Origin of the sequence: Bacillus sp. MT(2024), from assembly GCF_036362845.1 — a bacterium.
Classification (GTDB): domain Bacteria; phylum Bacillota; class Bacilli; order Bacillales; family Bacillaceae; genus Bacillus; species Bacillus velezensis.
The window spans coordinates 1249845-1271697 of record NZ_CP143632.1; the positions used below are offsets into that span (position 1 = coordinate 1249845).

Consider the following 21853-nt stretch of genomic DNA (forward strand, 5'->3'; position numbering starts at 1 on the left):
GGGTGAAGCATATGCCGTATCAAAGCATCTCAAAAGCGAAACAGACATCTTTTGAAGCCTTGCATTGTCTCACGATGGCGCTGTTAAATATATTATCTGTGACCGTGGATAAAAGAAGGGGTTCAAATTACAAAGAAGAAATCAGGCTGTTCTCCGCATTGTGCCGCTGGCAGATGGAAACAGGCGGCCGGCTGTTTTTAATGATCAGCTTGGAAGAAGAACAGAAGCAGATGTATGAGCGGCACTTTCATGAAATGAAGACAGTGACGGAACGAACGAAAAAATTCATTTGTGAAAGCCCGCGCGAATTTCGGGCGCATCCCATTACGAAGCGGGCTGTCAGGCAGCTTCAGGAATGGGATGCAGAATCAACTGCCGAACCTGCCGTCAGATGGGTGCGGCCTGTCATCATAACGATGAACGGCACTCCTGAACGGCCTTGGTTCAATCAACAACTCCAAAATCGGGAAAGGTGAGAAAATGAGCGGAAATGCTGAATGTAAGCTGACTCTTTGCATGATTGTGAAAAACGAGGAGAGATACATCTCCCGTTGTTTATCAAGTGTACAAGACATCGCTGATGAGATCGTCATCGCAGACACCGGATCACAAGATAATACAAAAGATATATGCAAAAGCTTTCAGGCAAGAGTGTTTGATTTCGAATGGGAGAATGATTTCGCAAAGGCCAGAAATTACGCCCTTCAGCATGCCGAAGGGGATTGGATTTTAGTGCTTGACGCGGATGAAGAGCTCGATCAGGAGACGGGCCGTTTTTTAACTTCGCTGCTTCATGACGGATTACCGAGCCGGGGACTTTTGAAAATCATCAATTATACGGGGAAGCAGCTCGATGAAAACGAAGCGTTTGAAAGCATGCAGCCGAGACTGTTCCGCAATCATAAAGGCCTTCTGTATCAAGGCAGAATTCACGAGAATATCTCGGCTCCCAATGAGGAAGAAAACAATGCTTTTTTCACGCTCCCATGTGTGATTCATCACTACGGCTACTTGGAGCAGGAAGAAAAAATCAAGCAAAAACATAAACGGAATATCAGCATATTAAATGAAGAACTTTCAGAGGAAAATCCTGATCCGTGGCTAGTCTATCATTTGGCAAGTGAATGTTACAGAATAAAAGACTATGAAAAAGCATTACATCTTGTCAACGGCTCGATATTTCAATTTTTAAGTGAGAAACGAATGCCTCCGTCTCTTCTGTATTTTCTAAAATATACAATATTGCTTGAGCTCAAGCGATATGAAGAAGCCGAACAAGGGATTGAAAAAGTGCTCAAGCTTTATCCTGATTACAGCAATCTTCATTATTATAAAGGCCTTGTATTATATCATTTGGAAAAGTACAGAGCCGCAATCAAAGCATTTGAAGCCGGAACGCAGGTTGAAGGAGAAAACGCTGATCACTTCATTTTAAAAGGTGCCGGCGATTTCAGAGCTTTTTATTATATGGCGAAATGCCATGCTGCATTAAACCATGATATGACGGCCATCGCTTACGCCAAAAAATCCGTGAAGTTCAATCCGCAATTTAAACCCGCGCAAGAACTTCTGTCTCAATTAAAAAAGGATCAGCGGACAAACGCCTGATCCTTTTTTTGCATGTTCCATTAAGATAATCGAATAATGTTTAAAGCTGCGCCGGCACTTCCTCCAAGCAATGTGGCCGCACCCAATAATCCGAACAGCTGGAGCTGAATGGTGCTGCCTGCTGTCAAAGTCACAATAAAGGAGTTATTGAAGTTTGCCAAAGACGCGACCGGGGCAATAATCGAACTTGCAGCCGGAGTGCCGTTGATTAAGATGCGCGAACTTACTAGCAGGCCGGCCGTTAAATTAATATGGTAGGAAATATAGTACCGTCCTGCCGGAGCAACGGTGAATACAGTATTTGCGGCATTAGCGGTAATATCCGCTGAGAGGTTTTGTTCATTCGGTAAGGAAATGGCCGTGCCGCCGTTAATAACTGCGACAACACCGCCGCCCGTATTGCTCGCATAGCCGGAAGTGGCTGTCAGACTTGTTCCGGTGCTTCCCGGAGGCCCTGTAATGCCGGTAGCCCCGGTAACACCGGTCGGTCCTGTAACGCCAGTAATTCCAGTTGATCCAGTACCGCCAGTAACCCCGGTGACTCCGGTAGGTCCTGTGGAGCCAGTAGCGCCGGTGCTTCCCGCCGCAGCTAAAAGTGTATAGTCAGCTGAGGTTTCAGGGGTTCCCGACGGGCTGTTTACGTTTGCGACATAAGAGCTGCCGTTATACAAGACAACCTGTCCGGTCGTGTAAGTAGGGGCGGTCAGCGGATTAAAAGCAACAATCCCTTGAAGACCCGCACCGGTGACCCCTGTCGGCCCGATCGGTCCGGTTGGCCCCGTCGCTCCGGCCGGGCCGATTGCTCCCGTCGGCCCCGTGGCACCAGTCGGCCCCGCCAGTGTAGGGATATTTGAGATACTGTCCAATTTTGAACCGAGAAGAAGCTCCTGTTTCATTAAGCTGTCAAGCGTATCCCGGACGCTCTCATTCAGATTAAGAATATCCGCAAGACTTGACGGGGGTCCTGTTAATCCGGGAATCGTTCCGAGCGCGTACTGGATTTTTTCCCCTTCCGCATTCAGAATATGTGCCATTCCCAGCTCTTCCATGGCAATTGACGAAAGAAGAAGGTTAATGGTATCGTCTCTGGAAAGTGTAACGACAGGGGTGATATTGGGCAAATTAGGCTGTGACACAATGTCCCTCCTTATGAGTTGGCTGAAAATCATTTTATTACGAACAAAGTTCCCCCAAATGAGCGTAAGCAGTACTGTATCATTATATTCACTGATTCTGTCCAAGTTTCTGAATGGATTCCCTTAATAAACCAATTAAGCATACAAAAATAAACCTGCAATTGAGCAGGTTATACCACTGTTTTTGATTTCATCATATATGAAGGAAATACTTTAAATATAGAGAAAATACATCGTACAGCATTCGCAAATCGGTCAAAATGACAGCGGGGCATGTGATCGTCTATAAAGCGATGGCTATATATCTTGTGCGTTTCCTGCAAAAACGCTCTTTTTCATTTCAAGTTTTCTGTATAAAAGGGCGAGAAGCATGGACGGTATCGTACAAACAATCATTCCGATAAAGGCATACCGGGGTTCAATTTCATATAAAAAACCTCCGAAAATAGTAAATACCGCAGTGCTCCAGCTGAGAGCAAGCGCTGAATATATGCCTTGGGCTTTCGGGATTTGCGCGGGTGAAATATTTTTAATTAAGTATTTCATAAATGCATAGTGTCCCATCGCGAATGAACAGGCATGCAGCGTCTGCGCAATACAGAAAATGATGACATGCGGGAAGGCAAATACGAGTATCCAGCGTACGGTAGCACCAAGCGCCGCCAGGGCGAGCAAAGAGCCTGCCGTAAATTGATGAAAGTATCGGTCAGCGATTGCAAAGAAGATAATCTCCGCGATAACGGCGATGTTGATGATGATTCCGATGGCATATGCGGGTGCATCGATTTCCTGCAAAAAGAGATAACCGTAATTGTAGTAAGATGCATGTGCCGCCTGCAGTAAGATAACGATTGCGAGCACCAGACCGAAATATTTGATGCGAAATAAGGCAAACATGCCCTCTTTTCTTGCACGGTCTGTTTCCGGCCGTTTTGAAAGAACAGCTGGCGCATGCATAAAGCTGAGGCATGCGAATATCAGGGCGCCCAAAAGCAGTGCCCATAAAATCGCTTGATCTCCGAATATACCTGTAAAGACGGACAGGATGACGCCGGCTGAAACAAAACCCGCAGAACCCCACTGTCGGCTTGTCCCATAAGCCTTTAATTCGTTATGCTGTACAAGGACGCCGCAAGCGCTGTCTAAAGCAGGCATTAAAGCCGGGTAAAACACATGCAGCACTAATGTGACAAGAAGCAGGCTTTGAAAAGAATCAGCGGGAATATAACATAAAAGTGCGAGAAGCGTCCCGATTCTGGCGCCGTTTAATAAGGCTTTGCTGCTGAATTTTCCTGATAAATAAGGGAAGAAAAATAATGTGGAAATCCCTCTTGCCGCCAGGCCCAGACTCATAATGAAACTGGCTTCGGATACGGAAACCCCTTTTATATGCACCATCCATCCCGTCCAATAGGGCAGAAAAACACCCCATGTCATAAAAAAACTAAAAAAATGCAGACTCATCCAGCGATATGCTTTCATTCCCGTTCCTCCTTTCATTGGCATGTTATCATGTAAGGACATAAAGACAATATGAGATATCTCATATTTTTGGGGTGGACGATGGAAATTTATAAAGGCGAGAAAAAGCGGCATCAGTTAGAAAAACACTCAATCGCGCATTTATTCTCTTTCCCCGCTGAAGAGTTTATGGAAGTGCGCGAATATGAGCGGGACGAATGGATTATTCAAGAGGGCAGGAGACCTGACTTCCTGTTTTACGTGATTGAAGGAAAAGCGAAAATATATGTAACCCACCAAAACGGGAAAGTTTCTTTAATTAATTTTATCAACAAAAATGATTACATCGGAGAGATGGAACTATTACATGAAGGGTATTACACAAAAGGAATTCAAGCCTCAGCGAAGACTGTTTGTTTTGCTCTGCCTATTTACCACTGCCGCGCGCAATTGCTGCAGGATGCGAAATTCCTGCGTGAGCTGGCTAAGTTTTTAAGTGCTAAGGCAACGCTTATGGCTTCGAAATATTCACAAAGTCTGGCGTTCCCGCTTGAAAACCGGCTTGCTGATTTTATTTTGCAGACGGCTTATAAAGGGGTTTATAAAGAGAAGCACGTAACGGTCTGTGATTATTTGGGTGTATCTTACCGTCATCTCTTGCATGTGCTGACGCAATTCTGCCAAAAAGGGTATTTGCAAAAAGAAGGGCGGGGCTATCAAATGAAGCAGTATGATTCATTGTACGAACTTGCAGAAGCGCTGCAGAATAAGTAGCACGCCCAGAAAAAACAGCCATCCGCAAATTACGGATGGCTGTTTTCATTATACAAGCTGAGCTTGTTTTTTTCGTGCCTGTTTCGCGGCGTCGACCATATTTTTTAATGCCGCAACGGTTTCTTCCTGCTGTCTTGTTTTCAGTCCGCAGTCCGGGTTTACCCAGAAGCGGTCAGTCGGACACACTTCAAGCGCGTCATCAATAATTTGATAGATTTCTTCAGTTGCCGGCACACGCGGGCTGTGAATGTCGTATACACCGAGTCCGAGGCCTTTCACGTAAGGATGTTCTTTCAGGTACTCTAAAAATCCTCCGTGGCTTCTGCTGTGTTCGATTGTAATGACATCCGCGTCAAGATCATTGATCGTATCTACGATATCTTCAAAGTTGCTGTAACACATATGCGTATGAATCTGCGTCTCGTTTCGCACAGAAGATGTCGTTAACCGGAATGCTTCTGCGGCCCAAGTTAAATATTCATCCCAATCCTGCGTTTTTAACGGCAGTCCTTCGCGGAGCGCGGGTTCATCCACTTGGATAATCTGAATACCGGCATCTTCAAGCGCTTTTACTTCTTTTCTGAGGGCAAGCCCGATCTGGAAGGCGATTTCTTTTCTTGAAATATCCACACGCGGGAATGACCAGTTTAAGATGGTGACAGGTCCCGTCAGCATGCCTTTCATGTGTTTTTCCGTCAGCGATTGGGCGTAGACCGTATCTTTTACCGTCATCGGTTCGATAAATTCGACATCTCCGAAAATGACAGGCGGACGTACGCAGCGTGAACCGTAAGACTGCACCCATGCATATTTCGTAAAGGCGAATCCGGCCAGTTTTTCACCGAAGTATTCGACCATATCCGTCCGCTCAAATTCTCCGTGAACGAGCACGTCTAAGCCGATTTCTTCCTGAATGTCAACCCAGCGCTTCGTTTCCGCATTAATAAAGGCTTGGTACTGTTCATCCGTCCAATCTTTTTTCCGCCATTTTTGCCGTGCGCTCCGCACCTCGGCAGATTGAGGGAAGCTTCCGATTGTCGTCGTCGGCAGAAGAGGAAGACCGAGTGATTCATTCTGCAGCGCCAATCGTTCTTCAAAGCTTGCCGGACGGGAGAAGTCTTTTTCCGTCAGCTGATTCAGCTCTTCTTTTTGAGCTGAGTTCGCTCCTGTTGCGAATGCTTTTAAAGCCTTAAGTGCCGCTTTTGATTCTTCGATCTGCTCATTGACGGCCGCTTTGCCGGACAGAAGCCCTTCTTTTAAGACGCCGAGTTCCGCCAGTTTTTCTTTAGCGTATGACAGGCCGTTCAGCAAATCCTTTTCAAGATGCTCGTCAGGGTGTTTCGCCACCGGCACGTGCAGAAGACTGCTTGAAGGCTGAATCCATAACTCCTCAACATCAGCGTGGCTGAGGATATCCAAAGCTGCATCAAGGCGTTCTTCAACATCGATTTTCCAAATGTTCCGGCCGTCGACCACACCGGCTGCCAGCACTTTATCTTTCGGGAAGCCGTGCTTTTTCAATTGCTCAAGGTTTCTGCCTTTATCATGCACGAAATCAAGTCCGATTCCTTGTACAGGATAAGAAACGAGTTCTTCATATGCATCAACCGAATCGAAGTATGTCTGCAGGAGGACATTCAGTCCTGAAAGCTCTTTTGTGATCGCTTCATAGAGGTCTTTGGCGGCGCGGACATCTTCAGAAGAAGCTGTCACAAGGGCAGGCTCATCAATCTGAACCCATTTGACGCCTTCTGCTTCAAGCTCTTTCAGCAGCTGCACATAAAGAGGAACAAGGCGCTTTTGAATCGCTTTCGCTTCTGATTCTTCGTATCCTTTCGCAAGCGTGACGAATGTATACGGACCGACGATGACAGGTTTCGTTTCCGCTCCGAATTCTTCTTTGATCCGGCGGTAGTCGTCAAGCTGTTTGTTTCTCGTCAGACGGAATTCAATGCTTTCGTCATATTCAGGAACGATGTAATGGTAGTTGGTATTGAACCATTTCGTCATTTCACTGGAAACGGCGTCTTTTACACCGCGGGCAATCGCGAAATATGTATCAACGGGATCCGTGATGCTGCGGAATCTCTCCGGAATCCAGTTAAAGCTGACGGCGGTATCAAGCACATGGTCATAATGGGTGAAATCAGAGACCGGCACGATATCGATATGTTGGTCAAGCTGGGTTTTGACAGCTGATAAGAATAAGCCGTCAAGCTCTTTAAGAAACGTTTCTTTATCAGTGTTTCCTTTCCAATAAGCCTCAAGTGCTTTTTTCCATTCTCTGTTCAAGCCGATTCTCGGAAAACCGAGGTTCGAAGTTTTGATTGTTGTCATTAAGTCTCCTCCTTTAAGTGAGATGTAACAAAAAAGCCTCTTTCTCATGAGAGAAAGAGGCTTTAACTTCAAAATGCAAGCCTCTCTTATCTCTCAGATCACGTCTGATGGAATTAGCACCGTGCCTTATGAGACAATTGTCTCGGCGCAAAAATCACGCGCCCCATTTCACAATGGAATTACGGTCGGTTGCTGTTGGGGTCAAAAGGCCAATCCCTCGCCCAACTCTCGATAAGAGAAAGTATTTCAATTTTTTTGAAAAGTTACATCATTTGTTGGTTATCTTATCAGCTTATTCAGATCACTGTCAATAGAAAATCTCACAATTTAAAAATTGGTGATGTGACAAACTGATCAATCATTATACGAGAAAAATATCAGAAAGACAGCAGCTGTGCCTGTTCGGCTCTTTCCATCAGCACTTCAGGTGCGTCTAAATACAGAAATCCGTTCCCGGCCAATGTTTTGGCGATGTCCAAAGGAAGGGTCCGCCGCACGAGCTGGGCGTAGACTTCAGCCTCAGAAAGCGTCCGCTGAAACGCGTCCTGTTCAAGCCCTTTTATTAAGGCAAGCGCACCGCTCACATGCGGGGCGGCCATTGAAGTGCCCGTCAGCTTCCCGTATTTATGGTTGGGAAGGGTGGAGAGAATATTTTCTCCCGGAGCCACCAGGTCAATCTCTTTATTAGCGTTTGAAAATTCAGACGATTTACGGGCGATTGAGACTGATCCGACTGCGATTACTTCGTTGTAAGCGGCCGGATATGACAGTTCCTCTGTACGCTCGTCTCCGTCGCCTTCGTTTCCTGCCGCGCAAACGACCAGAACACCGCTGTTTACCGCATTTGTGACGGCTTCTTTCAATTCAGGCACATCGTTCGGCCCGCCGAGTGACATGGAAATAATGTCCGCCTTTTGTTCAACGGCGTAGTTGATGCCGTTAATGATCCATTCGTATTTGCCGCTGCCGTTTTGACCGCCGAGAACTTTAACGATTAAAAGGCTTGCTTCCGGCGCGACACCCGAAATTCCGCCGTTTGAATCATTGGCGGCAATCGTTCCGGAAACGTGTGTCCCGTGTCCGTTGTAATCGGAAATCACGTCTTCTTTGCCTCCGTCATCATCGGTGAAGTTTTTCCCGCCGACAATCCGGTCTTTCAAATCAGGATGATTGATGTCGCAGCCTGTGTCAAGCACCGCGATTTTAATATCCTTGCCTTTAAACCCTTTTGCCCACAACTTTGGCGCCTTAATCACTTTAATCCCCTCAGGAAGCTCGTTCACATCCATGATCTGTTCATCCGTGACATAAGGAATCAAATGCATTTCACCATTCATAAAAAAGCCCTCCTTTTTTATGCTTGCGAGTGGATACAAGGGTGTTGCTACTATTTTATGGCAGAGCATGCCGGCCGGAAAGAGTCATTTGAAGCATTTTCATAAAAAAGGCGTAATCTATCGTACTAAAAAATTTCAAATAAATGGATAGTTTAACAGCTTTCATTTTCATTCATGACCCGCTGACGCTATAATTGGAAATGGGAAAGGAGAAGAGATATGAAGATAAGTGAAGCATTATACAGCTATTTTTCAGAACAAGTGGATCAAATTGCGAAAGAGTGGATCGAAACGATGGAAGATTCGGATCCTAATTCGATTTATTCTTTGACAAATCCCGTCATCACAGAAGAACTGACGGAGCAGGATAAAGAATTTTACCGGCATATTAATAAAATGTATATCATGCCGGAAAAAGAATTTTTAGAAGAGTTCGAGCGGTGGGTGATTGAGCTTGCGAAAGACCAGAAGCATCTGGATACTCCCGTCCAGTATGTGGTCCGTGAATTCATGAGAAACCGGAGACTATACATCAGTTATTATGATGCGTTTGCCGATAAACATGAATCTTCGTTTGCTCAGGGAGAAAGGAAGAAATGGGAGAATTTAATTGCACAAGTATTTGATTTTACGATTTACACGTTTGTCGATCATGCTGAGCATAACTCAAAAATGCAGCTGAATGCGCAAAGAGAAATGATTTTGGAGTTAAGCTCGCCGGTTATCACGCTGAGCAAACGGACGGCGCTGCTGCCGCTTGTCGGCGATATTGACACGGAGCGCGCCAAATTCATTCTTGAGAATACGCTGAGCACATGTGCAAAACGGCTGATTGAACATCTGTTAATTGACCTGTCGGGTGTAGTGGTTGTCGATACGATGGTGGCGCATCAGATTTTTAAATTAATTGAGGCGCTGAAATTGATCGGCGTCACGTCCACTTTATCCGGAATCAGGCCGGAAATCGCTCAAACCGCCGTACAGCTCGGCATTAATTTCTCAGATATTACGGTCAAGTCCAATCTCGCTCAGGCTCTCAATTATCATCAATAACATACATAACAAAACAGGCTGCCGAATCACTCCGGCGGCCTGTTTTTATACAAACAACAATGAAATGAGCCAGCTTGCGCCGAATAACAGAAGCACGAGCAGGAAAAAGCACCAGTCGGCGCGGCGCACAGTAACAGTTCTGTAAAACGTGCGGTTTCGGCTCCCCGTAAAGCCTTTAGATTCCATCGCGATCGCCGTGCGTTCCGCCTTTCTGATTGCGCCTGCCAATAGCGGAATGGTGAAGCGCCTGAAGGCGGAGAGCTTTTCTTTCAGCCCGGAATCAGACGCCGCACCCCTGATTCTGTGCGCCTGCCGGATGATCAGGATTTCATCTTTCAGAAGAGGGAGAAACCGGAATCCCGCGATAACGCCGTATGCAAGCTTGGGCGGCAGCTTACACTGCTGAATCAGACTGAGCATGAACAGAATCGGATCGGTTGTAAAAAGAAACATCATCGACAAAGCAGAAAAACATAAAATACGAAACGCGATAGAAATCCCGAGCGCCGCATTATCACTGTTGACGGCAATCGGCCCGAGCTTAAACAGCAGATTGCTTCCGGTTGTCGGGACGTTTCCGAATACGGCGGCTGTCCATAAAGAACCGAAGGCCAGAATGACAAACGGAATCGTGAACAGCAGCCATTTTTTCAGCGGCACACGCCCCGCTGAGAGGACGCCTCCCGCAATGATGATATAAAACAAAGCAGGGGTGTACGGATTATAAATAAACGACAGCATAATGACGCATAACAATACAGCCGCCGCCTTTATTGACGGGTTAACAGCCTCCAGCCGCAAGTTCATTTCTCCGCCTCCTGTCGTGTTTCATCCATTCATACCGCAGCGGCAAAGCCAAATGTGCCTGCTCGGCGATCCCGATGTTATCAGAAAACAAAGCGTCGGGAGTTCCCCGGAATACCAGTTTCGTGCCGCAGAGCACAAGGATCGTGTCGGCATAATCCGAGACGAGTTCCATATCGTGTGTCACCATCAAAACAGCCGTTCCTTCCTTTTGAATCTCACGGAGCATTTGCATACACTCCCGCGCCGTTTTGGCATCCTGTCCGAAAGTCGGTTCATCAAGCATCAAAACGTTCACATTGTGCATAAGCATCGTCGCGACGCTGAGCCGGCGTTTTTGTCCTTGGCTTAAAGAAAACGGATGCTGTGAGGCATGGCGTCTCAAGCCGAATCGGGTTAACAGCTGAAGAGCTTTCTCCTTTGCGGCTCTGTTGCTTTCAAAACCGAACATCAGCTCTTGAATGACGGAATCTGTGACAAACTGGTGTTCAGGATTTTGGAAAACATATCCGATCTGTCGCCGCAGCTCTTTTTCAGAATAGGAATCAATCGGTCTGCCGCCTATTTTGATGTCTCCGCCCAGCGGACGGATGAGCTTGGCCGCGGCAGAAAGGAGCGTGGATTTTCCTGTTCCGTTAGGGCCGACAATCGCGGTGATTGACCCTTTTTTTACGGAAAAGCTCACATCCTGAAAAATGACGTCAGCTCCTCTTGAGAATGACAGCCCGTGAACGTTCAGCGCGTCTTCTGCTGAAAGCGCAACGGGCCTGGGTTGGGGCAGTGATGGTACAGGTTCGTGAAACAAATTTTCTTTACACAAGGTAAAAGGAATGCTGACGTGCTCCTGCAATGAGATTACACGCGGAATCGCAATGCCGAGCTGCATCAGCTCTTCAATCTTTGTTTCAAAGATAACGTCCGTCTCTCCGTCCATCACCTTCTGACCCGTTTCGTCAAGGACAATCGTCCTGTCCATCCACGGCGCCCAGTGATCAAGCTGATGTTCGATAACGAGAAGGCCGAAGCCTTTTTTTGCTTGAAGATCTTTGATCAGCCGCACTAATTCACGTGCAGAATATGGATCAAGCTGTGCCGTCGGTTCGTCCAAAATAATGAGTTCCGGTTCCATCGCAATAATACAGGCAAGCGCCACTTTTTGTTTTGAACCGCCTGACAGCGAAGCGATCGCTCGCGTTTTCAGATGAGTGATCTCTAATTTTTCTAAAACGTCATCGATAATCGCGTCCATATCTTCTTTTGTATATTGCAAATTTTCCAGACCGAAGGCGATTTCATCTTCAACCGACAGCATGCAAAACTGCTGGTCCGGATCTTGAAACACGACGCCGATGGATCTGGCGGCGGGTTCTGTCAGATGTGAAAGAGGTGTTCCGTATAAAGAAACGGTTCCCGATTGAACCCCATCGCATGCTTCCGGGTACAGACCGTTTAAACAGAGAGCGAGCGAGCTTTTGCCGCATCCGCTCGGCCCGAGCAATAAAGCCCGCTCTCCTTTGCGGAGCTGAAAGGACACGTTTTGAAAAATCGGCTTTTCATCCTGATCATAAGAAAAGGTAAGACAGCTGGCCGATAGAAGGGGTTCAGATGCCTGCATCTTGGTTCACCTGTTTCTTTTTCTTCTTGAATTGTTTTCCGAGCGCCATGCCGTTCAGCACTCCTGTGTAAGCCAGCGCATCACTGATTGCTTTGCCGAGAAGGCCGGCAAGAAGCGCACCTGAGACCAGACGGATGAGAAGCATGACGGCTAATAAACCCGGATTCAAAACAGAGTATCCGGAAACGAACAAGTCATAAATGAAGCTTGTCACAGAAGACCCCATACCGGATAAAAGAAGCACGGGCAGGGTATACACCCCCCAGCGTGTCGCTAAAAAGACCGCTTCCGCACCGATTCCCTGTGCGATCCCGATCAGAATCACCATCGGTCCTGACGGATTTCCGAGTAAGCACTCCACAAACGCGGCGATGATTTCAGAAACGAGAGCCGCTCCCGGTTTTTGAATAATGTACGCGGCAATCACCGAGACGATAAACCAGATACCGTAAATCGGTTCATAACTCATCCGGCCGAAAAATCCTGCCGCTATATTGCTTGCATGAGTTGATACTAAATAAATGACAGCAAATACAACACTGATGACGGACATGACGACAATTTCTCTCATTTTCCAATTTTTCATTGTGATCTCCTGCTTTCTTATCGGATAGTTGTTTGTATGAAAGAGTTGATTTTACGAAAGACGATTGATCGTAAGTTTCATATTGCGGTGTCCTCCCCCGTTTTTTAATGAAAAATAAAAAACTGCATATCCGAGGGAATATGCAGCAGCAGAACGAAAACGCATGGGGAAAAACCCTGCGCTCCGGTCAATCTGCACTTCCCCACGCTGGTATTATCCAGATCGGGTTATAAGGGATCAAAACACGCTTGCCGCATGTTTTATCTCAGCCGATAACAGCACCCCTAGTGCGTTTCCTATACAGTTTTTTATGATGACATCATCATAGTTGATCATGTCTGATTTGTAAACAGCCTTTCTCCGAACAGAGTTTGGAATCGGACCGGAGGATCATTCATAAAGATAAGAAGAGCCCTTTTGATCAAAAGGAAACGGAGGACATCTATGTTTGTTCATACAGTGCAGTCTGGCGACTCGTTATTTTCCATCAGCAGAAAGTACGGATATCCTGTTGACAGCATCAGAAGCGTCAACGGGCTTGAGGAAACGAATATCGTGCCGGGACAGGCGCTTTTAATCCCCCTTAATGAATATACGGTTCAGCCGAATGATACGTATGCCGTTATCGCAGGTAAGGCTTATGTGCCGCAGATGCAGCTGATGCAGGCAAACCCGGATATTCCGCCGAACCGGCTGCGGACGGGTATGAAAGTGAAGATCCCTGATATCTCTAACTATCTTGCGGGAACCCTGCAATTTTATGTCATTCGGACGCCTGAAGCGGATAGAGAGCTCATTAATGATTTTGCGCCGTATTCTTCGGCGATTTCTTTGTTTGAATATCATTTCGGCCCGAACGGAGATATCATGAACGATTTAAACGACAGAACCGCAATAGAAACCACATGGCAGAACAGAGTGCGCCCGCTTGCCGTCATTACGAATCTGACAGAAGGGGGATTCAGTCCGGAATTAGCCCATCAAGTGCTGCAAAATCCGGCGGCAAGAACGAATCTCGTCAACAATATCGTCTCCTTAACCGTAAGAAAGGGATATGGCGGTGTAAATATCGATTTTGAACGGGTCAGAGAAGCTGACAGGGATCTCTTCACAGGATTTCTCCGGCAGTTAAAAACCCGGCTTTCAGAGCATCAGCTCGCGTTAACGATATCGGTTCCGGCGAAAACAAGTGATGCAGTGCCGTGGCTGAGGGGATATGATTACGGCGGAATCGGAGCCGTCGTCGATTATATGTTCATTATGGCGTACGACTGGCACCACGCCGGCAGTGAGCCGGGACCCGTGGCGCCTTTGACAGAGGTCAGGCAAACGATCAATTTTGCCATCAGCAGGGTGCCGAGAAGAAAAGTGATTCTCGGTGTTCCGCTGTACGGGTATGATTGGGTGATTCCGTACCGTCCGGGAACGATCGGATCCGCCATCTCCAATCAGCGCGCCATGGAAACGGCGATGAAGCATCAATCAATGATCCGTTATTCCCAGCAGGAGCGTTCCCCTTACTTCCGGTATACTGATGAAAATGGAAGAACGCATGAAGTGTGGTTTGAGGATGTACGGAGCATGAGTGAAAAAATGGTTCTCGTTCGGGAGTTCGGACTGCAGGCGATCGGCGCGTGGCAATTAACGCTCGGTTTCAAACCGGGCCCGTGGCTGCTTAGGAACTTTTTCACGATCCGAAAAATATAGCTGCATGTCCCTCTCCGTAAGTGATTTTTTCTTTCCTATGATAATGGAGCTTCTTTTGGACAATCTAAAATTGAAAAGGAGGTCTGTCATATGAAGAAAAGGGAAGAGCAGTATATCAACGAGGCTGAGTATGTACCGCACCCGACGAAAGAAGGGGAATACGCGCTCATGCTGCATGAATCCTATCATTTCCTTTCAGAAGAGGATGAAAGCGATTTGCCGGAATAAGGGTTTTATGCCTTTATTCCGTTTATTTTATAGGCATGTGCTGAAATCACAAATTTAAGGTTGACACATTCCTTTTTTTTCTGTAATCTCAGTGTGTCAATTCAAATAAGAACTTCGTTAGGTGAGGCTCCTGTATGGAGATACGCTGCTGCCCAAAAATGTCCAAAGACGCCAATGGGTCAACAGGAATCATCGACATAAGGTGATTCTTAACGCAGCTGGATGGCTGTCCTATGCCATACAGTGCTAAAGCTCTACGATTGGAGGCTCCGCACGTTTATTTGCCGTGCTTGTTTTCGCCTTCATATCGGAAGGTTTTTTTTATGCCTCAAAACGTACACGACTGAGCATGATAAGGAGGTGCGGAGTATGGATTCTCCCCATTCGAGTATGTCAGAAGAAGTACCCATATACAGCCAGATAACCAGTGACGACATGATGAGGAGACAAACCGCCGCACTTCCCTTGACGGACGGCGCGTCTCCGTAAAGGAGGTACGAGTCCCGATGGTCCAAAACATGACCTATGACGAACTCATATTACGCATTATCATTTTATTGCGGGACGGAAAAATAAAAGAATTCCGAAACATGATAGATGAGCTTCAGCCCTATGACATGGCATTTTTATTTAAAGAAATGCCGGAAAAGCACCGAGCCCGCTATCTGTCATATATGACGGTTGATGACATCACCGACATGATCGGAGAGCTGGAGCGGGAATTTCAGCTTGCCGTTTTGCATAAAGTCGGTAAAACGAAAGCCACTCTCGCAATGAATAAAATGGATAACGACGATCTCGCCGCATTGCTGGAAGAGATGGATGAAGAACTGAAAGAACAGCTTTTATCCAGTATGGAGGCTGAGGAATCAAAGGCCGTACAGCTTTTGATGAACTATCCGCAAGAATCGGCGGGCCGGATGATGACGAACCGCTTCGTCTGGATTCCGCAGCATTATACAGTAAAAGATGCGGTCGTGAAGCTGAAAAGCTTTGCGGAAATCGCAGAATCAATTAACTACTTGTACGTGATTAATGACAGCAAGCAGCTTGTCGGAGTGCTCTCTTACAGAGATTTAATTCTCGGCGAGCCTGACGATAAAGTGCAGGATCTTATGTTTACGCGTGTCATCTCGGCCGGGGTGCTCCAAGACCAGGAAGAAGTCGCCCGGCTGATCCAGCGGTATGACTTTTTAGCCATTCCCATCGTGGAAGAAAATAATGTGCTTGTCGGTATTGTCACTGTCGATGATATTATCGACGTCGTGATCAAAGAAGCCGATGAAGATTACGAAAAATTCGCAGCCTCCGGTAAGGCGATTACATTTGATACGAAAGCATACGTGGCGGCGTACAGACGTTTGCCGTGGCTCATTCTGCTTTTGTTTATCGGATTGATTTCCGGAAGCATTCTGAATTATTTTGAAGATACATTGCAAAAAGTAGTCGCCCTCGCGTTTTTCATGCCGATGATCGCGGGAACGACGGGTAATACAGGCACACAGTCACTCGCCGTCGTCATCAGAGGACTGGCTAAAGAAGAAATGAATAAAAAAACCATCTTTAAACTGATTTTCCGTGAATTAAGAACCGGTATCTACATCGGCATCGTCTGTGCGATCGCGATAACGATTGTCGCAACCGTCTGGCAGAAAGACTTAACGCTCGGTTTTGTCGTCGGTTCATCGCTGCTTGCAACGTTGATTATCGGTACGATGGCCGGAACGATCGTCCCTATTATTCTTCATAAACTGAACATTGACCCGGCGATTGCGTCAGGCCCGCTGATTACGACACTGAACGATATTTTGTCCTTATTAATTTATTTCGGCATTGCAACTGCATTTCTTCATGCTTTATAAAAAAAGTCCGTCTCACAGGAGGCGGACTTTTTTGATCAGCGGTTTTTATACTTAAAATGAGCATTAAGCTGTCCTTCCAGCATTTTTTTGCGGAGCTGCGGGTCGTTTTTGAGAGCCTGTTCTTTTTTTCGCATGTCTTTTAAAATCTCGGCCGTCTGCACGCCGTCTTCCCGTTTGTTGGCAATATCCATCAGCCGCTCAACGTCCGCGAAGGAATACTTTCTCGTTCCCCGTGATGATCGCTGCGGGTAGATTAATTTCCGTTCTTCATAGTATCTGATCTGTCTGACTGACAATCCGGTTAATTCGCTTACAATGCCGATCGAGATTACTTTTTTATCTTTGTAAGATTGTTCGTCTGTCGTCATTTTTCCACCCCTGGATGTCTTTTACTCATATTATATAAGAAAAAAAGAGAAAAAACCTGACGCTTGTCAGGTTTTCTGACGCGGAATAGAAAATTTTAGAAAAAAAGCGGCAGAAAAATTGACAAGGTTAATGCATGGTCCTGTGCCCCGTTTTATGCTTATTATACAGATACAATGAGGAGGAAGGATAGGAATGGAGAAAGAAAAAGCGGTTTCGCTGGCAAAAGAAATCATTGAATTAGATATGAAACGAGATGAAATGCTGGAGGCGTTCATGCAGCTTGCCGGGGAACACGCTTTTCCGCTGCTCAGAGCCGTCCAGAACGGACTTTACCGAAAAACATCATAATCTACAGAAGTTTTACAATGGCTTTATACATCTTTGATATAAAAGCGTTATTCTGATCATAGAATAACGGAAAACAAAGGAGGCCGTCATGAGTCGTTTGCTTCAAAATGCATTGGATAAAGAGAGAAACCATTATTCCAAAAAGCTTCTGCAGATCGGAGTCTATACGAAAGAAATACTTAATTCCATGACAATTACGGAGCTGAGAAAGGAATACGCGTATTTTTTTCGGAACATTCCCTATAAAGAACGGAACCCTTATACAAATTAAATGATGTATAAGGGTATTTTTTTATATAAAAAAGAAGGAATTCTGAAAAACGGCACGAATAGAATATAAAACAAAGAACGACTCTTATGAATTGTAAGGGTTTACATTATTTTTTTATAAAAATCTTAAATACGGGGTAGATATGATGAGATTATCATTTAACGAAGAAGAAGTGATGCGTTCGATGAATTTGTACAAAGTTTTTGCAAGGGCTTTCAAGAGTGTGTCTGAACACAGTATCCGCGACAGTAAAGAACACGGTTTTAATCCGACTGAATTTGCCGTTTTGGAGCTGCTCTATACGAGAGGACCGCAAAAGCTTCAGCAAATCGGGTCGCGTCTTTTGCTTGTCAGCGGGAATGTCACCTATGTCATCGACAAGCTTGAAAGAAACGGGTTTTTGGTCAGAGAACAAGACCCGAAGGACAAACGGTCTGTTTACGCCCATTTAACTGATAAAGGAAACGAGTATTTGGATAAAATTTATCCGATTCATTCATTGAGAATTGCGAGAGCGTTTTCAGGACTTATGCCTGAGGAACAGGAACAGCTGATAGCCTTACTGAAAAAAGCGGGAATTCACAGCCAGCATTTGCTTTTCCGTTAAAAGAAAGCGGATACAGACACTCTTCTTCACGAAGAGTGTTTTTTATGTTCCGGACAGTAGAGCCTGACGCGGTTTTTGCATAAGCTGATACAGGGCGGCATCATTATTTACCAATCATAATGTGACATGCCCCATGCCAAAATATGAGGGTGCTTTGAATATAAAGAAGGTGAACATGTGAGAAGCTGTCTGCTGTCTATATGGTACTTACTTGATCCGCTTTATTTCTTCTTTACCCGGCTGACGCTGATTGATAAACGGCAATCGAATGTATTCCGCGTCCGTTTGACTAGATATAAAGGAAAAGAAGTCATCCTGAGCGACGGAACCAGAATTAAAAAAAACGACGTGTTAGTTAAGATCCATCTTCATAATGTCAAACTCCTGAAAGAGCTGCAGCCTATTGAAAGCGCGGTCAGAAGGGGGATTATGCTATATCAGAAGGTATATCAATCCATGCCTCATTTAGCGGATTATATTAACCAGCATAAACGGAAAGACGAGATTAAGGGAGTCGTCGGCATTACAATGCTTCATAAAGGAGCGGCGAGACTCGGTTTTGATGTGATAAAACCGTCCAGCGGCTGCTACAGGCTGTTTAAGAAAGCGGCCCATCTTCCGATTTTATACTTTACTGCAAAACAGCTCACCCTCAAAAACATTCCTTACTCCTGCTATTTATTTATTTCCAAAGAAAAATTGATGTGCACGTATCAGACTGAAAAGAGCTGACCAAAAGCGTCAGCTCTTTCTCTTGATTTGCTCAAGCACGATTGAAAGCGGGCCGTCCTGCGGATTCCGGTAAAAATCATAAAACGGATCTCCCTCTGTCCTGACGCGGTTCACTACTGTATCGATCGTATAATCATCAGGTGTTAAAGAGGAGTTGACTTCGCTCCAATAAAGGGGAGCCGCAACCGTTCCCAATTCGTTGCCCCGGGTCGAATAGGGGGCGATAATGGTTTTCCCTTCGGCATGCTGCAAATAATCTAGGTAGAGCCTGCCGTTTCGGTTTTTGATAAACCGCTCTGTCGTAAAAAGATCCGGGCGCGTCCTGACGCAATAATCGGCGATGAGCATTGTGAACGCACGGGTTTCTTCATAGGTGAATGCTTCCGGTGAAAGCGGGATGTAGAGCTGAATGCCTTTATTTCCGGAGAGCTTCGGGAATGACGTCATGCTGAATGAGTCAAACAGCTGTTTCAGCACATGCGCAGCCTCCACTGCCATAGGAAAATCATTCCTTGACGGAGGATCAAGATCAATGACGATTTCTGCGGGCCTTTCAGAATGCACTGTCTGAAACGGAACGTGAAATTCAAGCGCCAGCTGATTAGCCAGCCATAGAAGTGACGGTATGCTGCTGCATACGATGTGCTCGTGGCTCCCGTCAAACACGCTTGAGACAAAGTCCGGCGTGTAGTCCGGTTTGTTTTTTTGAAAAAAAGATTCGCCAGGCGCGCCATGTGGATAACGGATCACCGTGACGGCCCGATCTTTAAGAAAGGGCATCAGAAAATCGCTCATTTTCACCATATAACTAAGGAAATCTGCTTTCGTTTTTTCACGTTTTTTAAAAACGATCTTATCCAGGCTTGTGAACTGCAGCTTCGGCGGCAGCGTTTTAGAGCGGAGGATAAGCTGCTGATACGTGCATTCCATCCAATCCATTTCAAACTGAAAGGACACAAAAGATACTTCACGCAGCGTGTCCTGCAATATGGTTAAATACTGCACGGTCATGCAGATAGAAGGCTCAAGTGTATACTCGCCGCTTTTTTGTTTTTTTCCGTAGGTCTCCATAATGGTTCTGACGGCGTTTTTTTCTTCCGCCTGCATGCCGTGGGAAACGGAAGCGATCGGGACGACGATGCCGTCTTTTAAAACAGAGGCCGTCACATACCCGTTCTTCGGATTGAATCCGGTTAATAGCACGTGAGCCGTTTTCATATGTTTATACTTCTGCCAGTCGGGAGAGCGTTTATTTTCCGCCCATCCGCTGGAAGCCCTTTTGGCTACGATACCTTCTCCGTCATGGCGGACGACCTTGTCCCAAAGCGCATCAAAGTCAGTGTGCTCCGGAATGTATTGAATTGCTTCTTCCGCTAAGTGATGAGGGCAGGCGGGAAGATTTGCTTCTTTAAGCAGATTGGAAAGGGCGCGCTTCCGTTTCACATACGGTAATGAGACGGTGCCGGCGCCTTCCAGAACGAGGAGATCAAATGCCAGAAAGCGGCACGGCCGTCTATCAGCAGTGCTTTTAATTGCTTCGGTCCGTTTTAAACGTCCGCGGATTTGAAGATGCTCAAAGTCCGCCCTGTATGGATTGATTAAATAGACAAGCTCTCCGTCAAGCGTAATGGGGAACCTGTCTTTCATGTGCTGAAAACACCGGGCCGCAAAAGCCGTGATTTCCGGAAATTGATTCGTCAGCGTCTGTCCGTTTCTGCTGGTTAATGTAACGCCGTTTTCGTCTATGCGGAGAAGACAGCGGAATCCGTCATATTTTACCTCATAGCGCCACTCACTGCCTTCAGGCGGTACAGAGGTCAAAATCGGCTGCATCGTCAGCACCATGATTAAGACGTTCCGGCTTTTTGTCTGGTCGTCTTCTGCTTTTTGCCTCCGCCGCCAGCTGACGCTGTGTCTTTTGTCCGTGCCGGTGCAGCCTGTTCGCGATTCGGCCGCTTCGTCCGGTCAATGCTTGCCTGAAGCGCGCTGACAAGATCAATGACATCTTCTCGCGGGCCGGCAGGAGCAGGTGTCACGCCCGCTTCTTCATGTTCGAGCTTATCGTTAATTTTGGCGAGAAGGGCTTTCCGGTATGTGTCTTCGTATTGTTCCGGGTCAAACTCGGTTGTCAGCTCATTAATTAACGTGATCGCCGTCTGCAGCTCTTTTTCATTAACGGCTGTCTGCTCAGGAACGCCCGGCACATGTCCGGCATTTCTGACTTCATCCGGATAATGAATGGATTCCATCACGATGCAGTTGTCATACACGCGAAGAATCGCAAGCTGCTGTTTAGAGCGGATCGTAATGGAGGCAATCCCGATTTTACCCGTCGTCCTCAGCGCTTCCCGCAGAAGTGTATAGGCTTTTGTGCCGTTATCTCCCGGACCGACATAATATGACCGGTTAAAATAAATCGGATCGATTTCCTGCAGCTGGACAAAGTCAACAATCTCAACCGCTTTTTCTTCATGTTCCTGTTTTACGTCTTTCAAGTCTTCGTCTGTCATAATGACGTATTTCCCTTTTACATACTCATAGCCTTTCACGATTTCATCAGGCTCCAGACTCTTTTCACATCCGGTGCAGATTTTTTCGTATTTAATCGGCGCATGGTCTTCTTTATGAAGACTGCGGAATTTTATATCTTTATCTTCAGTGGCCGCAAAGAGCTTGACCGGGATATTGACGAGGCCGAAACTGATCGAACCCTTCCACATCGTGTGCATGAATAAAAACTCCTTTTTGTCTTTATTGTGGATAAACGGGTCCGTTCCATGTGTAGCAACTTATGGGTGATGCGGCGTTCATGGAGCGGCTGTTCCATTTCCTCATGCGGTAATGGCCGGCTGAAAAGGAAATCGCATGTGAATCGGTAAGTTCTTTAAATCGCTGAAGTCCCCGAAAATCATCAATGGTTGATCAAAAAGATTATACAGAATCATTCCCCGGGAAATGCCCACGCATTTCCATGTAGTGACTGAGAGAATTTCCCGCTCCCATAAAACAGATTCGGCG

The 21853-nt window shown here is 46.2% G+C and carries 21 protein-coding genes and 3 riboswitches; of the genes, 11 read left to right on the forward strand and 10 right to left on the reverse strand.

The window, feature by feature from the left end:
* Nucleotides 1-11 precede the first annotated feature (11 nt).
* Together VP472_RS06540 and VP472_RS06545 are read left to right on the forward strand one after the other, a co-directional pair.
* Nucleotides 12-476 (forward strand): hypothetical protein, encoded by a 465-nt coding sequence (locus tag VP472_RS06540; protein ID WP_070081701.1) that lies wholly within the window; start codon nucleotides 12-14, stop codon nucleotides 474-476.
* Nucleotides 477-480: 4 nt separating this feature from the next.
* Nucleotides 481-1608: a glycosyltransferase gene (locus tag VP472_RS06545; protein ID WP_071391940.1), complete on the forward strand. Its 1128-nt coding sequence runs from the start codon at nucleotides 481-483 to the stop codon at nucleotides 1606-1608.
* A gap of 20 nt (nucleotides 1609-1628) precedes the next feature.
* On the opposite strand, the gene VP472_RS06550 is transcribed toward VP472_RS06545, so the two are convergent.
* A complete protein-coding gene (locus tag VP472_RS06550) occupies nucleotides 1629-2744 on the reverse strand; it encodes a BclA C-terminal domain-containing protein (protein WP_077722114.1) in 1116 nt (371 codons plus the stop codon).
* Nucleotides 2745-3041: 297 nt separating this feature from the next.
* Nucleotides 3042-4226, reverse strand: coding sequence for an MFS transporter (locus VP472_RS06555; protein WP_146276614.1), 1185 nt, complete (start codon nucleotides 4224-4226; stop codon nucleotides 3042-3044).
* A gap of 81 nt (nucleotides 4227-4307) precedes the next feature.
* Between VP472_RS06555 and yeiL the strand changes: the two genes are divergently transcribed.
* Nucleotides 4308-4979: a transcriptional regulator YeiL gene (yeiL, locus tag VP472_RS06560; protein ID WP_146276616.1), complete on the forward strand. Its 672-nt coding sequence runs from the start codon at nucleotides 4308-4310 to the stop codon at nucleotides 4977-4979.
* Between the two features lie 48 nt (nucleotides 4980-5027).
* Here yeiL and metE read toward each other — a convergent pair whose 3' ends face one another.
* A complete protein-coding gene (gene metE / locus VP472_RS06565; RefSeq protein ID WP_077722117.1) occupies nucleotides 5028-7316 on the reverse strand; it encodes a 5-methyltetrahydropteroyltriglutamate--homocysteine S-methyltransferase in 2289 nt (762 codons plus the stop codon).
* Nucleotides 7317-7399: 83 nt separating this feature from the next.
* A riboswitch (SAM riboswitch) is annotated at nucleotides 7400-7554 on the reverse strand.
* A 139-nt stretch (nucleotides 7555-7693) separates the two neighbouring features.
* Nucleotides 7694-8653 carry a S8 family peptidase gene (locus VP472_RS06570; protein WP_146276618.1) on the reverse strand — a complete coding sequence of 320 codons (960 nt, stop codon included), beginning with the start codon at nucleotides 8651-8653 and terminating at the stop codon, nucleotides 7694-7696.
* A 219-nt stretch (nucleotides 8654-8872) separates the two neighbouring features.
* On the opposite strand from VP472_RS06570, the gene VP472_RS06575 reads away from it, so the two are divergent.
* Nucleotides 8873-9706 carry an STAS domain-containing protein gene (locus VP472_RS06575; protein WP_146276620.1) on the forward strand — a complete coding sequence of 278 codons (834 nt, stop codon included), beginning with the start codon at nucleotides 8873-8875 and terminating at the stop codon, nucleotides 9704-9706.
* Nucleotides 9707-9751: 45 nt separating this feature from the next.
* Here the strand turns inward: VP472_RS06575 and VP472_RS06580 are convergent, their stop codons facing one another.
* From VP472_RS06580 to VP472_RS06590, 3 genes are read right to left on the reverse strand one after another with little or no spacing between them, the layout of a single operon-like run.
* A complete protein-coding gene (locus VP472_RS06580; RefSeq protein WP_146276622.1) occupies nucleotides 9752-10513 on the reverse strand; it encodes an energy-coupling factor transporter transmembrane component T family protein in 762 nt (253 codons plus the stop codon).
* Complete coding sequence (locus VP472_RS06585) at nucleotides 10488-12125, reverse strand: ABC transporter ATP-binding protein (protein WP_146276624.1); 1638 nt, start codon at nucleotides 12123-12125, stop codon at nucleotides 10488-10490. Before VP472_RS06585 ends, VP472_RS06580 begins: the two co-directional genes overlap by 26 nt.
* The gene (locus VP472_RS06590; RefSeq protein ID WP_146276626.1) at nucleotides 12112-12711 is read right to left on the reverse strand and encodes an ECF transporter S component; all 600 of its coding nucleotides are present in this window, start codon (nucleotides 12709-12711) and stop codon (nucleotides 12112-12114) included. Before VP472_RS06590 ends, VP472_RS06585 begins: the two co-directional genes overlap by 14 nt.
* A gap of 182 nt (nucleotides 12712-12893) precedes the next feature.
* Nucleotides 12894-13007, reverse strand: a riboswitch (TPP riboswitch).
* A 148-nt stretch (nucleotides 13008-13155) separates the two neighbouring features.
* Between VP472_RS06590 and VP472_RS06595 the strand changes: the two genes are divergently transcribed.
* From VP472_RS06595 to mgtE, 3 genes are all read left to right on the forward strand, one after another.
* Nucleotides 13156-14418, forward strand: coding sequence for a glycoside hydrolase family 18 protein (locus tag VP472_RS06595; RefSeq protein ID WP_003154742.1), 1263 nt, complete (start codon nucleotides 13156-13158; stop codon nucleotides 14416-14418).
* A gap of 90 nt (nucleotides 14419-14508) precedes the next feature.
* Nucleotides 14509-14646 (forward strand): transcriptional regulator SplA domain-containing protein, encoded by a 138-nt coding sequence (locus VP472_RS06600; RefSeq protein ID WP_003154740.1) that lies wholly within the window; start codon nucleotides 14509-14511, stop codon nucleotides 14644-14646.
* Between the two features lie 106 nt (nucleotides 14647-14752).
* Nucleotides 14753-14918, forward strand: a riboswitch (M-box (ykoK) riboswitch).
* A 234-nt stretch (nucleotides 14919-15152) separates the two neighbouring features.
* Nucleotides 15153-16508 (forward strand): magnesium transporter, encoded by a 1356-nt coding sequence (gene mgtE / locus VP472_RS06605; RefSeq protein ID WP_014304888.1) that lies wholly within the window; start codon nucleotides 15153-15155, stop codon nucleotides 16506-16508.
* A gap of 35 nt (nucleotides 16509-16543) precedes the next feature.
* On the opposite strand, the gene tnrA is transcribed toward mgtE, so the two are convergent.
* The gene (gene tnrA / locus VP472_RS06610) at nucleotides 16544-16876 is read right to left on the reverse strand and encodes a MerR family transcriptional regulator (protein ID WP_003154734.1); all 333 of its coding nucleotides are present in this window, start codon (nucleotides 16874-16876) and stop codon (nucleotides 16544-16546) included.
* A 193-nt stretch (nucleotides 16877-17069) separates the two neighbouring features.
* Here tnrA and VP472_RS06615 point away from each other — a divergent pair, with 193 nt between their 5' ends.
* From VP472_RS06615 to VP472_RS06630, 4 genes are all read left to right on the forward strand, one after another.
* Nucleotides 17070-17225: a hypothetical protein gene (locus tag VP472_RS06615; RefSeq protein WP_003154733.1), complete on the forward strand. Its 156-nt coding sequence runs from the start codon at nucleotides 17070-17072 to the stop codon at nucleotides 17223-17225.
* A gap of 88 nt (nucleotides 17226-17313) precedes the next feature.
* A complete protein-coding gene (locus tag VP472_RS06620; RefSeq protein ID WP_003154731.1) occupies nucleotides 17314-17496 on the forward strand; it encodes a Fur-regulated basic protein FbpA in 183 nt (60 codons plus the stop codon).
* Between the two features lie 142 nt (nucleotides 17497-17638).
* Nucleotides 17639-18103, forward strand: coding sequence for a MarR family winged helix-turn-helix transcriptional regulator (locus VP472_RS06625; RefSeq protein ID WP_007610911.1), 465 nt, complete (start codon nucleotides 17639-17641; stop codon nucleotides 18101-18103).
* Between the two features lie 177 nt (nucleotides 18104-18280).
* Entirely contained in the window at nucleotides 18281-18835 is a 555-nt protein-coding gene (locus VP472_RS06630; RefSeq protein ID WP_003154727.1) for a YkoP family protein, read from the forward strand.
* A 9-nt stretch (nucleotides 18836-18844) separates the two neighbouring features.
* Here the strand turns inward: VP472_RS06630 and VP472_RS06635 are convergent, their stop codons facing one another.
* Complete coding sequence (locus tag VP472_RS06635; RefSeq protein ID WP_070081709.1) at nucleotides 18845-20680, reverse strand: DNA ligase D; 1836 nt, start codon at nucleotides 20678-20680, stop codon at nucleotides 18845-18847.
* Between the two features lie 2 nt (nucleotides 20681-20682).
* Nucleotides 20683-21564 carry a non-homologous end joining protein Ku gene (gene ku, locus VP472_RS06640; protein WP_003154722.1) on the reverse strand — a complete coding sequence of 294 codons (882 nt, stop codon included), beginning with the start codon at nucleotides 21562-21564 and terminating at the stop codon, nucleotides 20683-20685.
* Between the last annotated feature and the right edge of the window lie 289 nt (nucleotides 21565-21853).